Origin of the sequence: Streptomyces prasinopilosus (assembly GCF_001419695.1) — a bacterium.
Classification (GTDB): Bacteria; Actinomycetota; Actinomycetes; order Streptomycetales; family Streptomycetaceae; genus Streptomyces; species Streptomyces prasinopilosus.
The window spans coordinates 1-13,033 of sequence record NZ_LIRG01000446.1 but is presented as its reverse complement, the minus strand read 5'-3'; the positions used below and the strand labels follow the sequence as shown (position 1 = coordinate 13,033).

Genomic DNA, 13,033 nt, shown 5'->3' with positions numbered 1-13,033 from the left:
CCGTCGCTGTGTTGGCACTCCCCCCTGGAGAGTGCCAACACAGCGACGGGCAGGTCCGGCACCCGCGACGACGGATCCACCTGGTCGCCACCTCAGACAGTTAACCCCGTGAGATCTCCGAAGGGGGAGGTCGGATCGTGACGACCGCCAGCTCCAAGGTTGCCATCAAGCCGCTCGAGGACCGCATCGTGGTCCAGCCGCTCGACGCCGAGCAGACCACGGCTTCGGGCCTGGTCATTCCGGACACGGCCAAGGAGAAGCCCCAGGAGGGCGTTGTCCTGGCCACCGGCCCCGGCCGCATCGAGGACGGCAAGCGCGTCGAACTCGACGTGAACGTCGGCGACATCGTGCTGTACAGCAAGTACGGCGGCACCGAGGTGAAGTACAACGGCGAGGAGTACCTCGTCCTCTCGGCCCGCGACGTTCTCGCGATCATCGAGAAGTAAGTCACCTCGTAGCAGATTTGCTCCGAACTGCGCCCCTGGTCCCGACACGCTTACTGAGCCGGGCGCCCGGGGCGCAGTGTTTTCTCACCCCAGATTTCCGAGAGGGCTCCCGCTGCCATGGCGAAGATCCTGAAGTTCGACGAGGACGCCCGTCGCGCCCTTGAGCGCGGCGTCAACAAGCTTGCCGACACGGTGAAGGTGACGATCGGCCCCAAGGGCCGCAACGTCGTCATCGACAAGAAGTGGGGCGCCCCCACGATCACCAACGATGGTGTCACGATCGCCCGCGAGGTCGAGCTCGAGGACCCGTACGAGAACCTCGGTGCCCAGCTGGTCAAGGAGGTGGCGACCAAGACCAACGACATCGCGGGTGACGGTACGACCACCGCGACCGTGCTGGCCCAGGCCCTGGTCCGCGAAGGCCTGCGCAACGTCGCGGCCGGCGCCTCCCCGGCCGCCCTGAAGAAGGGCATCGACGCCGCCGTCGCCGCCGTCTCCGAGGACCTGCTCGCCTCGGCCCGGCCGATCGACGAGAAGTCCGACATCGCCGCCGTCGCCGGTCTGTCCGCCCAGGACCAGCAGGTCGGCGAGCTCATCGCCGAGGCGATGGACAAGGTCGGCAAGGACGGTGTCATCACCGTCGAGGAGTCCAACACCTTCGGTCTGGAGCTGGACTTCACCGAGGGCATGGCCTTCGACAAGGGCTACCTGTCGCCGTACTTCGTGACGGACCAGGAGCGCATGGAAGCCGTCCTGGACGACCCGTACATCCTCATCACGCAGGGCAAGATCGGCTCCATCGCCGAACTGCTGCCGCTGCTGGAGAAGGTCATCCAGGCCAACGCCTCCAAGCCGCTGCTGATCATCGCCGAGGACGTCGAGGGCGAGGCCCTGTCGACCCTGGTCGTCAACAAGATCCGCGGCACGTTCAACGCCGTCGCGGTCAAGGCCCCCGGCTTCGGCGACCGCCGCAAGGCCATGCTGCGGGACATCGCCATCCTCACGGGCGGCGAGGTCATCTCCGAGGAGGTCGGCCTCAAGCTCGACCAGGTCGGCCTGGACGTGCTGGGCTCCGCCCGCCGCGTCACCGTCACCAAGGACGAGACCACGATCGTCGACGGCGCCGGCAACAAGGAGGACGTGACCGGTCGCGTCGGCCAGATCAAGGCCGAGATCGAGTCCACGGACTCCGACTGGGACCGCGAGAAGCTCCAGGAGCGCCTCGCGAAGCTCGCCGGCGGCGTGTGCGTCATCAAGGTCGGCGCCGCCACCGAGGTGGAGCTGAAGGAGAAGAAGCACCGTCTGGAGGACGCCATCTCCGCGACCCGCGCCGCGGTCGAGGAGGGCATCGTCTCCGGTGGTGGCTCCGCGCTCGTCCACGCCGTCAAGGTCCTCGAGGACAACCTCGGCAAGACCGGCGACGAGGCCACCGGTGTCGCGGTCGTCCGCCGCGCCGCCGTCGAGCCGCTGCGCTGGATCGCCGAGAACGCCGGCCTCGAGGGCTACGTCATCGTCTCCAAGGTCGCCGAGCTCGAGAAGGGCAACGGCTACAACGCCGCCACCGGCGAGTACGGCGACCTGGTCAAGGCCGGCGTCATCGACCCGGTCAAGGTCACCCGCTCCGCCCTGGAGAACGCCGCCTCCATCGCCTCCCTCCTCCTGACGACCGAGACCCTGGTCGTCGAGAAGAAGGAAGAGGAGGAGCCGGCCGCCGCCGGGCACGGCCACGGCCACGCCCACTGAGCGACCGCTCATAGCTACGGGCGCCGGTGACCGGCGCCCGCGGCGGACCTCCCACGGAGGCCCGGCCCCGCCGACCGGCGGCGCCGGGCCTCCGTGCCGTGCCCGCCCCTCGTTGTCAGTGCCCTGTGCCACGCTCGGCGCATGGGATTCTTCGACGACCTCGTGCTCCCGGAGGAACCGTCCCCGGAGCGGGCCGTGTGGGTGGGCTTGGGGCCGCCCGGCGAGGACGAGGGGCGGTACGCGCCGCCCGTCGACCGGTTCGCCCCCGCGCGGGTGCCGCGGCTGGACGTCGTGGGCGCCGGTCCCGGAACCAGGGTGCTGCTGACGGGATGGTCCGTGTGGCCGCGCTCGGTCACCCTGCACCTGGCGGTCTTCCGCAGCGTCCGCCGGCAGGACCCGGACGCGGGGCGGCAGTCCGGGCTCCGGGTGGGGCTGCGGTTCTCCGACGGCCGCCGCGTGACCTCACTGGACGGCAGGGTGTCGCGGAGGATCCCCTTCACCGGGCCGCAGGGGCGGGCGGACGTGGCGACGACGGAGCAGGCCGTCGGGCTCATTCCGCTCGATCCGGGCCTGCACCACTCCCACCGGTCCCTGTTCAAGACCGACGTCGACCTGTACCTGCCGGAACTCCCGCCCCCGGGGGAGGCGGTCCTGGTGGTCGAGTGGCCGGACGAGTCCGTGCCCGAGACCCGCACCGCCGTCGACGCGGAGGAACTCCGTGCCGCGTCGCGCCGGGCGCTCGAGGTGTGGCCGGACCTCGACCCGCCGGAACCGGAACCGGAGTCGGCACAGCAGTGGGGAACCTTCGCCACGATGGAGATGAGCGGGCCCCCGGCGTTCCTGGCACCGCCCCTGACCCGGCGCCAGCTGGAGGCGCTGCGCCGCGAGGAGGAGGCACGGCAGCGCTACGTCCCGCGGGCCGACTGGCAGCGGATGGGCTACCGGGACTGGGGAGACGCGAAGCTGATCCGGGCCCGGCTCGCCGGAGGCGCGCCCCTGACCGCCGTCGCCGGACAGTCCGGCGCCACCCCGCTGCACCTGGCGGCGGAACGGGGAACGGCGGAAGCGGTGACGGCACTCCTGACGCACGACGCGGACGGGAACACGCCCCTCGTCGACGCACGCGACGACGACGGGCACACCCCCCTGTGGTACGCCGCCCAGAACGTGGACGAGGGCGCCGTCCGCGCCCTGCTCGACGCCGGGGCGGACGCGTGGACCCCCCAGTCCGGGCCCTGGTCGCCCGGCCGGCTGCTGTCGACCACGCGGCTCGCACCCCTGGTGCGCGGCCTGCCGGGGGCGGTGGAGCCGTCCGCCGAGGAGACCGCCGCCCAGCGGAGGGCGGACGCGCTCGTCGCGGCGTTCGGCGGGGAGCCGTTGTGGACCGAAGGACTCGGCATCTGCTTCGTACGGGATCTGAGCGAGGACGAGGTGGTCCGGCGGCTCGGTGCCGATCCCGCGCGGTGTCCGAGGACGGCACCCGACGACGCGCCCTTCGACCCGGCGGACTACGACGTCTCCCTGCGCTACGTGGGCGTCCTGGGCGTGGACGGTGCCCCGGGCGGCTGTGTGATCACGCAGGACGGGTACATGCCGAGCGACGACGCCGTGCTGAGGGCGATATCGGCGGGCACCGCCGCCTACGGGATGTACTTCAACCCGAAGGGCGGCACCTTCGGCACCCTGGCCCGGGACGGCGAAGTCGTCGAGTCCGAGGAGATCGGCCTGTGGCCGCACGCGTCGGACCCGGAGGCCTTCTGGACCTTCCGCTTCTGGCAGCGCAAGCACGCCTTCCCCCACGGCGCCAACCTCATGGCCTACGCGTGCGCCGCGGCGGGCCTGGACATCGACGACGGCCGGGACGCGGCCGGACACCGCGGCCCGCGCCGCTGGGTGGAGCTGCCTCCGCGGCTCCGGCGCTGACGGCGCAGGACACGGCGGTCCCGCCCGGCCGGACCGCCGCCCACCCACGCCGAGGGCATCCCCTTCACCCGCTCTCCCTCTCCCCGTGCTCTGTCCACGGGGCCACCCGGAGGTTCGACCATGCGGTACCCCCGTGCACGACGTGCCGTCCCGAGCGGGTTCGCCGTGCTCGCCGCGCTCACCGTCCTCCCGCTCACGGCGTGCGGTTCCGGCAGCGCCCCGGCCTCACCGCCGTCATCGGCCTCACCGGCCCCGTCCGCCACGACGACGCGACCGGATCCGGCCGCGGAGCGGGCCACCGCCGCCTTCGAGGAACTGGAACGCACCTACGGCGCACGGCTGGGGGTCTACGCGGTCGACACCGGTGACGGGCGGGAGGTGACCCACCACGACGACGAACGGTTCGCCTACGCCTCCACGGTCAAGGCGTTCGCCGCCGCCGCCGTCCTGCGCGAGCACTCCCCGAGCGGCATGGACGAGGTGATCACGTATTCCCGGGACGACCTGGTGGCCCACTCTCCCGTGACCGGCAAGCACGTCGACACCGGAATGACCCTGCGCGAGCTGTGCGACGCCGCCGTCCGCCACAGCGACAACACCGCGGCCAACCTCCTGTTCGACGCGCTCGGCGGGCCGAAGGGCCTGGCCGCCGCTCTCGCGGAGGCGGGCGACACCGTCACCCGGGTGGAGCGCCGCGAGCCGGAACTCAACCAGTGGGCACCGGGCGCCACGCGGGACACCACCACACCCCGCGCGTGGGCCGACGACCTGCGGGCGTTCGTCCTCGGGGACGAGCTGGGCGGGAGGGAACGCGCCCAGCTCACGAAGTGGCTGCGGACCAACACCACCGGCGACGCTCTCATCAGGGCGGGCGTCCCCGAAGGATGGGTGGTCGGCGACAAGACCGGTGGAGGCGGTGCTTACGGCGTCCGCAACGACATCGCCGTGGTGTGGCCGCCCGACGCCGCGCCCCTCGTCATGGCGATCATGTCGAACCGCGGTACGGAGGACGCCGGTTACGACGACAAGCTGATCGAGGAGGCGGCGTCCGTGGTCATCGGGGCGTTGTCGTAGGAGAACGGCTCCGCGGGCGGTCGGGGCACGGCAGGGCCGCCGGGGCCCGTCGGCCGGCCGGTCGTGCTCCGGAAGGCGCGGGCGTCGGCGGCGAGCGCGTCGTCCCTGTGCGCGTCCGGACGGTCGAAGGCGTCCGGGGGCCGGCGGAAGAACAGCGGAACTTCGCCGCCCCGTCGTCGTCCGTGCGGGTCGGTCTCCGCGCGGGAGGTCACGCCACCCGGCCGGCCGGACGGTTCACGGGGTCACGATCCGTCCCCTGCACGCCCGACGGCTCCCGCCCTGCGTACGAGGGGGGAGCCGTCCGGGGGTGTCACCAGGGGGTCAGGCGTGACGGTGCGAGCTTCGGTTGCCGACGATGACGCGGTAGATGGCGAGCAGGATGAGGGATCCGATGATCGCGGCGATCCAGGTGGAGAGTTCGAAGAACCCGTCGATGGAGTCGACGCCGAAGATCACCTTGCCGAGCCAGCCACCGAGCAGACCACCGGCGATGCCGATGAGCATGGTGATGATGATGCCGCCGGGGTCCTTGCCCGGCATCAGGGCCTTGGCGATGGCCCCGGCGAGCAGGCCGATGATGATCCACGCGATGATGCCCATGGTTGTCTCCGTCCTGGTGTAAAGATTGTGTCAGTTCACCGTCTGTACCGTCCGCGCCCGAACAAACCTGTTTTTCGGATCGCAACTTCGACCGCCGCTGAACCAAGTGAGGCGGCGGGGCGTCGAATCGGGTCCCCGGCGTGCCGCGGGACGGCGGACATCCCTCGCGCGAGGAGCAGCATGACCGAGCGGTCCCCCGGCACCGCCCTGGCCGTCGGAGGAGCACTGCTGTCCCTGACCGGGGCCGCACTGTACGTTCTGCCCGGCCCCGGCCTCCCCGTCCTCGCAACCGGTCTGGCCACGCTCACCGCCGGCCTCCTCACACGCGCCACGGGCCGCCGCGCCCGGCGGGACCCGCGCCCCCGGGGGGAGACCCGGGACCGGTGACCCGGCAGCGGATCGGCACCGCCGCCCTCTCCCTCACCCTGCTGCCGGCGCTCGACGCCGCCCGGCGGACCAGGGACGCGGCCCGGCCGCACCCGCCGGTGGCGGCGCGCCGGATCACTCACGGCCCGGTGGCTGCTGCTCGCCCGACGCCGTGGCTCCTCGGGCAGGCCGTCGACCAGGCGGCTTCTCCCGGGCGGCTTCTCTTGCGGCACGCGCCTCCTCCCCGGCGCTCCCGGCCGGAGCGGGGGAGACCGGTGACCGGGTGCGTCGACGCCCGGTGACGCACCGTGGACAGGCGGAGACGGTCCGAGGACCGGGGCCTCGCCGGTGACCGCCCCGGAACGCACCCGGAGGGGAATGGACCCGGCCACCGGCGTGGGACGCCCGGTCAGCGGACCGGTGCCGCTCCCGGGCACGGCTCGACGCTTCGTGACTCCGCAACCTCCAGCCCCGCCCACCCCACCCCGGGCCCCGGGCGGTCGTACTGCCCGGGGCCCACTTCCCCTGCCCCTGCCACCGGCCCGGGCCGCGGGAGTCCGGACGGCCCGGGCGGCCGCAGGGGTCCGACCGGTCGTGGCGGTCCGCTACTGCGGGCCGTACTTGCGGCCCGTCCGGGAGGAGAAGCCGCCCAGGACACCGCGCGGCACCAGTTTCGCCACGCCCATCAGCGTCTTGTAGCGCGCGTCCGGGATCGACACCGTCCTGCCGCGGGCCAGGTCGGCGAGGGCGGCCTCCGCCACCTTGTCCGCGTCCAGCCACATCCAGTTCGGGATGTTGTCCGTCCCCATCCCGGCCCGCTGGTGGAACTCGGTGCGTACGAAGCCGGGGCACAGCGCCATCAGCCGTACCCCGTTGCCCGCCAGGTCCTGTGCCGCGCCCTGGGTGAACTGCACGACCCACGCCTTGGACGCCCCGTAGGTGCCGCGCGGCAGGAACGCCGCGGTCGAGGCGACGTTCACGACGCCTCCGCGCCCGCGCTCCCGCATCCCCTCCGCCGCCGCCGTCGTCAGCCGGAGCACCGCCTCGCAGTGCACCTTGAGCATCCTCAGCTCGTCCGCCATGGGGACGTCGAGGTAGCGGCCCTTGTTGCCGAAGCCCGCGTTGTTGATCAGCAGGTCGACGGGGTACGTGCGGTCGCCCAGCCGCTCGGCCACCGCCTCGATGCCCTTGTCCTCGGACAGGTCGGCCGTCAGCACCTCCGCCTCGATGCCGTGGCGGTCGTGGAGCTCGGTCGCCTGCTCCCGAAGTCTGCCGATGTCGCGGGCCACCAGCACCAGGTCATGCCCGTCGGCCGCCAGCCGCCGCGCGAACGCGGCACCGATCCCGGCCGTCGATCCCGTAATCAGAGCGGTTGTCATGCCGCAAGACTAGTTACCCGGAGTCGGGGCGTCCGGTCGGCATCGCCGTCCCGGCCGGTGCACGGAAGCCCGGCCGGATCAGTCACCCCCGCGCCCGCCCCTCCACCCGCCCCGCCACCCGTTTCCGTCCCACCCCTCCGTCCCCGGCACGGCCCGGCCGGGTGCCGGCCGTCCGGCAGGCCGGGGGCGGGCGTCCGGTGCTCACGGGGCGGCTCCGCGGGCCGCGGCCGGAGAGCGGCGACCGCCCGTCAGGAATCCTGGAGCGCCCCGGACTTCACCCCGGACTCCGCCCCGGGGTTCCCCCCGTGCTGCTCCTCGTACCTCTCCTTGTACTTCCGCGCCCTCGCCCGCGCCTCCGGGTGGAGGGCGTCGCCCGCCGCCAGCAGCAGCGGCAGCAGGGTCTGCTCGGTCGTCACCGCCCGGAACTGCAGGGCGACCGTCACCTCGTGGTCCGGCCGGTGCACGATCCGCACCGCGTCACCGGCCCGGATCTCCCCGGGCCGGACCACCCGCAGGTACGCGCCCGGCGCACCCCGCCGGGTGAACCGCTTCACCCAGCCCTTCTCCCCCAGATGGCCCTGGAAGGTGCGGCAGGGAATGCGACCGGAGGTGACCTCCAGCACCACCTCGGCTCCGACGGCCCACCGTTCACCGATCCGGGCGCCGGACACGTCGATCCCCTCGGTGGTGAGGTTCTCGCCGAACGAGCCGTTCGGCAGCAGGCGCCCCAGCACGCCCTCCCACTCGTCGAGGTCCTCCCGGGCCACCGCGTACACCGCCTGGTCGTCGCCCCCGTGGTGCCGCGTCTCGCACACCGCGTCCCCGGCCAGTCCGCTCGCGCCGACCCCTTTCGGTCCCGGCGCCGCCACCCGCACCGGCCCGTCCACCGGCCGCTTGTCGATGCCGGTCACGCCCTCGGGCTGGTCCGTGTACGGCACGGCCTCGGGACGGCCCAGGTTCACTGAAAGAAGCTTCATGGGGCGCACCGTAGGCGATGCCGGACCAAAGCGTCGAAGCGATATCCGGTGCCACGTCAAAGGGCCGCTTATCCTTGGACCGTGATCGAGGCCCGTCATCTCCGAGTGCTGCGCGCCGTGGCCACCACCGGGTCGTTCTCCGCGGCGGCCAGGGAACTGGGCTGCACCCAGCCCGCCGTCAGCCAGCAGATGAAGGCGCTGGAGGCGTCCGTCGGGACGCCGCTGCTCGTGCGCACCGGGCGGGAGATGCGCATGACGCAGGCCGGGGACGCACTGGTGCGCCACGCCGCCGGCATCCTCGCCGGGCTGACGGCCGCCGAGGAGGAGGTCGCCGCCATCGCCGGGCTGCGGGCGGGGCGGGTACGGCTCGTGTCCTTTCCCAGCGGCAGCTCGACGCTCGTCCCGGCGGCCCTCGCCGCGCTCCGCGACGCCCACCCGGGCACCCGGGTCTCCCTGGAGGAGGCCGAACCGCCCCGGTCCGTCGAAATGCTGCGGGAGGGCGACTGCGACGTGGCCCTCGCCTTCCGCTACGAAGGAGCGGCGGGTGCGGAGGAGTGGGACGACCTCGTCGTGCGGCCGCTCCTCACGGACCGGCTCGTGGCACTCCTGCCCGAGCGGCACCCGCTGGCGCACGCGGAGTCCCTGGACATAGGAGAACTCGCCGGGGAGCCGTGGATCGCCGGCTGTCCGCGCTGCCGGGGACAGCTGGTGGAGGTGTGCGAGACGGCCGGCTTCATCCCCCGCATCGACTTCGCGACCGACGACTACCCGGCTGTGGCGGGTCTGGTCGGCGCGGGACTCGGGGTGGCCGTCCTGCCCCAGCTGGCCGTCGAGTCGGTACGGCCCAGGGGGGTGCGCACGGTCGCCCTGGAGCCCGCGGTGCGGCGGGAGATCGTCGCCCTGACCCTCCCCGACCTCGCCCAGGTGCCCGCGATCGGCGCGACGCTCGACCAGCTGGCGCGCGCGGGCGGCCGTTAGGGCCCGTCCGGCCGGGGCCGGCGCTCACGGGCCCGGCGCTCACGGGGCCGGCGCCCTCCCGTCCCTTCCCGCGTCCGGTCCGGTCGCCGTCTCCTTCCACCGTCGTTCCGGTGGGGCAGGGGGGCGGGGGCACCCCGCCAAAAGCAAAGGGCACACAGGGGTGCCCGAGATGAAGAAACGTTCCTTCAGTTGTTCGAGGCGGCGTGCTCGCCGACCGGCGCCGAGACCGGCGCCGACACCGCCGGTGCCGTCGGTGAACCGGGTGGCTCCGGTGGGGATGCCGGTGCCGACACCAGCCGGTGGCGCGCCCGGCCCATCAGTTCCTCGCGCTCGTCCTCGGTCAGTCCGCCCCACACGCCGTACGGCTCGCGCACGGCCAGGGCGTGGGCGGCGCACTCGGCGCGTACCGGGCACCTCATGCAGACCTCTTTGGCCGAGTTCTCGCGAGCACTTCGTGCCGCCCCGCGCTCGCCCTCGGGGTGGAAGAAGAGTGAACTGTCCACCCCGCGGCACGCGGCAAGGAGCTGCCAGTCCCACAGGTCCGCGTTCGGTCCTGGAAGGCGGGAGAAATCTGCCATTGCGTGACCCCTTGTAGCCGTTCTGGGCGGATCCGGTGTCCACGACCGTACAACTACGATCCAAGGAGATGAAAATATGACTCATTGCGAATCTAGCCTCAGACACCAGTAAATGGGAAGAAAAGGGGCCGAACGGGGCACGGGTTGTGATGAAAGTTCGAGGGTCTCCCGCGCGTGTCTGCACCGTGTCCGTTCGCTCACGTAGAGTTGCCGAAGACGGCAGACGGCCCCGTAACTCTTTTGAGTGACCGTCGTTGAGAGTGCGAGGCGGTTGAAGGAACAAGCGCTCGGGCAGGTGTCCGAAGCGGTCGACCGCACGGGTGACGATTTCGTACCAGCCTGGAGGCTCAAGGTGACGCGCATCAGCTGCGGAGGGCGGTCATGACTTCCGTCCTCGTCTGTGACGACTCCCCGCTTGCCCGAGAAGCGCTCCGCCGCGCGGTCGCGACCGTGCCCGGTGTCGAGCGCGTGACGACGGCCGCCAACGGCGAGGAAGTCCTCCGCCGCTGGGGAGCCGACCGCTCGGACCTGATCCTGATGGACGTGCGCATGCCCGGCCTGGGGGGTGTCGAGACCGTCCGGCGGCTGCTGTCCGCCGACCCCGGTGCGCGGATCATCATGCTCACCGTCGCCGAGGACCTCGACGGCGTGGCGCTCGCCGTGGCCGCCGGCGCCCGCGGCTACCTGCACAAGGACGCCTCCCGCGCGGAACTGCGCGCGACGGTCACGCAGGCCCTCGCCGACCCGACCTGGCGGCTCGCCCCGCGGCGGCTGCGCTCGGCCGAGATGGGTGCCGCGCCCACCCTCACCGCGCGTGAGATCCAGGTCCTCGAAGGCATGAGCCACGGCCGCTCCAACGCCGAGATCGGCCGCGAACTGTTCCTCTCCGAGGACACCGTCAAGACGCACGCCCGACGGCTCTTCAAGAAGCTCGGAGCGTCGGACCGGGCCCACGCGGTGGCGCTCGGATTCCGGTGGGGCCTGGTGCGCTAGGGCCTGTCCGGCGGACCGGACCGGCTTCGGTGTGTACGGCAGCGGGCGGCGACCGGCGGGCGGGGACGTGCGGAGGGGTCCGCCCGGACCGTTCCCGTCCGGCTCGTCCTCCCGGGGAGTCGTGCCGGAGGCGGACGATGTCCCCGGTGCGGGCCGTCGGCGACCCGCCGGACGCGGCCCGTGGTCCGGCGGGTCGCGTACCCGTGGGGCGGTCTCGGGCCGATCCGGACGGCAGTCCCGCGGACGTCCGCGCGCGTCCCGTCGTCAGGGGCGTCGAACGTCCGGTCCACCAGGGTGCCGGAAGCGGTGGCCGGGTGCCCTGTGCCTGTTTCGCCGCGGATGGCGCATCCTTGAGGTGTGGAGTTCCTCGGGGACAAGTCGGTCGAGCGGAAGAGGAGGGCGCAGGAGATGAGTTCCGGCGCACCTGCTCATAACGCTTCGGTGCACAACGACGGGCGGGGTGCCGCGGAGCCGGCGCCCGCAGGGCACCATGGACCGATGCGCGACGACGAGGCGGGCACTGCCCAAGGGGCGATCGGTGCGCTCGTCCACCGGGCCGTCGACGGGGACGAGCAGGCCACGCACGATCTGCTCGCCCATGTCCACCCCCTGGCACTGCGGTACTGCCGCACCCGGCTGTCCCGGCTCCCCGGCGACGCCCGGCACTTCGTCGAGGACCTCGCCCAGGAGGTCTGCGTGGCGGTGCTCCTCGCGCTGCCCCGCTACAGGGACACCGGCCGCCCCTTCGAGGCCTTCGTCTTCGCGATCGCCGCCCACAAGGTCGCCGACCTGCAGCGCGCCGCGATGCGCCACCCCGGTCTGACCGCGGTGCCCTCCGACGAGATGCCCGAGCGTCCCGACGACTCCCTCGGCCCGGAGGAGCGCGCCCTGCTCAGCAGTGACGCCGAATGGGCCAAGAAGCTGATGGCCAACCTGCCCCAGAACCAGCGCGAGCTGCTCCTGCTGCGGATCGCCGTGGGCCTCACGGCGGAGGAGACCGGCCAGATGTTGGGAATGTCACCCGGCGCCGTCCGGGTCGCCCAGCACCGCGCCCTGAGCCGGCTGCGTGCCCTGGCGGAGCAGTAGCCGCCGCGGCGGGAGCCGTCCGTCGTCCGGCGCGCCGTTCCTCGGGCGATGAACGCACACCCGGCCGATTTCGTACGAACATCCGAATACCGGAGTCCCGTGGAACGGTGGAATGAGACGCCCCTCCTTCCCGTTAGCATGGACATCCGCACCGATCAAGGCCATTTGGGGAAGGTGTCATGACTGCCAACGTCGACGGAGTGCCCGGAAAATTCGCGACACTCGGGCTGACCTACGACGACGTGCTGCTGCTGCCGGGCGCGTCGGACATGGCGCCCGACCAGATCGACACCGCCTCGTACGTCTCCCGCAACGTGCGTGTCAACATCCCGCTGCTGTCCGCCGCCATGGACAAGGTGACCGAATCGCGCATGGCGATCGCGATGGCCCGCCAGGGCGGCGTCGGCGTCCTGCACCGGAACCTGTCCATCGAGGACCAGGCGAACCAGGTCGACCTGGTGAAGCGCTCCGAGTCCGGCATGGTCACCGACCCGATCACCATCCACCCGGACGCCACCATCGCCGAGGCCGACGCCCTGTGCGCCAAGTTCCGCATCAGCGGTGTCCCGGTCACCGACGGCAACAAGAAGCTCCTCGGCATCGTCACCAACCGTGACATGACCTTCGAGACCGACCGCTCCCAGCGGGTGCGCGAGGTCATGACGCCGATGCCGCTGGTCACCGGCAAGGTCGGCATCTCCGGCCCGGACGCCATGCAGCTGCTGCGCCGCCACAAGATCGAGAAGCTGCCGCTGGTCGACGACCACGGCGTCCTCAAGGGCCTGATCACGGTCAAGGACTTCGTCAAGGCCGAGCAGTACCCGCTCGCCGCCAAGGACGGCGAGGGCCGGCTGCTGGTCGGTGCCGCGGTCGGCGTCGCCGGCGACGCC

The 13,033-nt window shown here is 72.4% G+C and carries 13 protein-coding genes; 9 read left to right on the top strand and 4 right to left on the bottom strand.

What is annotated here, in order from left to right:
• Positions 1 to 137: 137 nt before the first annotated feature.
• The 4 genes from groES (at position 138) to bla (ending at position 5,186) form a co-directional block, all read left to right on the top strand.
• Positions 138 to 446, top strand: coding sequence for a co-chaperone GroES (gene groES / locus AOK18_RS18970; RefSeq protein ID WP_055572073.1), 309 nt, complete (start codon positions 138 to 140; stop codon positions 444 to 446).
• A gap of 117 nt (positions 447 to 563) precedes the next feature.
• Entirely contained in the window at positions 564 to 2,189 is a 1,626-nt protein-coding gene (gene groL / locus AOK18_RS18965; RefSeq protein ID WP_055695151.1) for a chaperonin GroEL, read from the top strand.
• A 141-nt stretch (positions 2,190 to 2,330) separates the two neighbouring features.
• Positions 2,331 to 4,112 carry an ankyrin repeat domain-containing protein gene (locus tag AOK18_RS18960; RefSeq protein WP_055695150.1) on the top strand — a complete coding sequence of 594 codons (1,782 nt, stop codon included), beginning with the start codon at positions 2,331 to 2,333 and terminating at the stop codon, positions 4,110 to 4,112.
• Positions 4,113 to 4,232: 120 nt separating this feature from the next.
• Positions 4,233 to 5,186, top strand: coding sequence for a class A beta-lactamase (gene bla / locus AOK18_RS18955; protein WP_055695149.1), 954 nt, complete (start codon positions 4,233 to 4,235; stop codon positions 5,184 to 5,186).
• 321 nt (positions 5,187 to 5,507) lie between these two features.
• On the opposite strand, the gene AOK18_RS18945 is transcribed toward bla, so the two are convergent.
• Positions 5,508 to 5,786 carry a GlsB/YeaQ/YmgE family stress response membrane protein gene (locus AOK18_RS18945; protein WP_055695147.1) on the bottom strand — a complete coding sequence of 93 codons (279 nt, stop codon included), beginning with the start codon at positions 5,784 to 5,786 and terminating at the stop codon, positions 5,508 to 5,510.
• A 180-nt stretch (positions 5,787 to 5,966) separates the two neighbouring features.
• Here AOK18_RS18945 and AOK18_RS32000 point away from each other — a divergent pair, with 180 nt between their 5' ends.
• The gene (locus AOK18_RS32000) at positions 5,967 to 6,173 is read left to right on the top strand and encodes a hypothetical protein (RefSeq protein WP_055695146.1); all 207 of its coding nucleotides are present in this window, start codon (positions 5,967 to 5,969) and stop codon (positions 6,171 to 6,173) included.
• Positions 6,174 to 6,757: 584 nt separating this feature from the next.
• Here AOK18_RS32000 and AOK18_RS18930 read toward each other — a convergent pair.
• Both AOK18_RS18930 and AOK18_RS18925 read right to left on the bottom strand, forming a co-directional pair.
• Positions 6,758 to 7,531, bottom strand: coding sequence for an SDR family NAD(P)-dependent oxidoreductase (locus AOK18_RS18930; RefSeq protein ID WP_055695144.1), 774 nt, complete (start codon positions 7,529 to 7,531; stop codon positions 6,758 to 6,760).
• A 248-nt stretch (positions 7,532 to 7,779) separates the two neighbouring features.
• Positions 7,780 to 8,508 (bottom strand): MOSC domain-containing protein, encoded by a 729-nt coding sequence (locus tag AOK18_RS18925; protein ID WP_055695143.1) that lies wholly within the window; start codon positions 8,506 to 8,508, stop codon positions 7,780 to 7,782.
• A gap of 81 nt (positions 8,509 to 8,589) precedes the next feature.
• Between AOK18_RS18925 and AOK18_RS18920 the strand changes: the two genes are divergently transcribed.
• Positions 8,590 to 9,486, top strand: a complete 897-nt coding sequence (locus AOK18_RS18920; protein ID WP_055574350.1) for a LysR family transcriptional regulator — start codon at positions 8,590 to 8,592, stop codon at positions 9,484 to 9,486.
• A gap of 185 nt (positions 9,487 to 9,671) precedes the next feature.
• Here the strand turns inward: AOK18_RS18920 and AOK18_RS35170 are convergent, their stop codons facing one another.
• Positions 9,672 to 10,064 carry a WhiB family transcriptional regulator gene (locus tag AOK18_RS35170; RefSeq protein ID WP_055695142.1) on the bottom strand — a complete coding sequence of 131 codons (393 nt, stop codon included), beginning with the start codon at positions 10,062 to 10,064 and terminating at the stop codon, positions 9,672 to 9,674.
• A 381-nt stretch (positions 10,065 to 10,445) separates the two neighbouring features.
• Between AOK18_RS35170 and AOK18_RS18910 the strand changes: the two genes are divergently transcribed.
• From AOK18_RS18910 to guaB, 3 genes are all read left to right on the top strand, one after another.
• A complete protein-coding gene (locus tag AOK18_RS18910) occupies positions 10,446 to 11,057 on the top strand; it encodes a response regulator transcription factor (RefSeq protein WP_003948568.1) in 612 nt (203 codons plus the stop codon).
• Positions 11,058 to 11,555: 498 nt separating this feature from the next.
• Positions 11,556 to 12,143: a sigma-70 family RNA polymerase sigma factor gene (locus AOK18_RS18905; RefSeq protein WP_055574348.1), complete on the top strand. Its 588-nt coding sequence runs from the start codon at positions 11,556 to 11,558 to the stop codon at positions 12,141 to 12,143.
• A gap of 179 nt (positions 12,144 to 12,322) precedes the next feature.
• A partial coding sequence (gene guaB, locus AOK18_RS18900) for an IMP dehydrogenase (protein WP_157865124.1) occupies positions 12,323 to 13,033 on the top strand: 711 nt, incomplete at its 3' end.

Bases quoted from the DNA above. Each gene is read 5' to 3' on its own strand.
- groL (WP_055695151.1), top strand. From the start codon at position 564: ATGGCGAAGATCCTGAAGTTCGACGAGGACGCCCGTCGCGCCCTTGAG.
- AOK18_RS18960 (WP_055695150.1), top strand. From the start codon at position 2,331: ATGGGATTCTTCGACGACCTCGTGCTCCCGGAGGAACCGTCCCCGGAG.
- bla (WP_055695149.1), top strand. From the start codon at position 4,233: ATGCGGTACCCCCGTGCACGACGTGCCGTCCCGAGCGGGTTCGCCGTG.
- AOK18_RS18945 (WP_055695147.1), bottom strand. From the start codon at position 5,786: ATGGGCATCATCGCGTGGATCATCATCGGCCTGCTCGCCGGGGCCATC.
- AOK18_RS32000 (WP_055695146.1), top strand. From the start codon at position 5,967: ATGACCGAGCGGTCCCCCGGCACCGCCCTGGCCGTCGGAGGAGCACTG.
- AOK18_RS18930 (WP_055695144.1), bottom strand. From the start codon at position 7,531: ATGACAACCGCTCTGATTACGGGATCGACGGCCGGGATCGGTGCCGCG.
- AOK18_RS18925 (WP_055695143.1), bottom strand. From the start codon at position 8,508: ATGAAGCTTCTTTCAGTGAACCTGGGCCGTCCCGAGGCCGTGCCGTAC.
- AOK18_RS35170 (WP_055695142.1), bottom strand. From the start codon at position 10,064: ATGGCAGATTTCTCCCGCCTTCCAGGACCGAACGCGGACCTGTGGGAC.
- AOK18_RS18910 (WP_003948568.1), top strand. From the start codon at position 10,446: ATGACTTCCGTCCTCGTCTGTGACGACTCCCCGCTTGCCCGAGAAGCG.
- AOK18_RS18905 (WP_055574348.1), top strand. From the start codon at position 11,556: ATGCGCGACGACGAGGCGGGCACTGCCCAAGGGGCGATCGGTGCGCTC.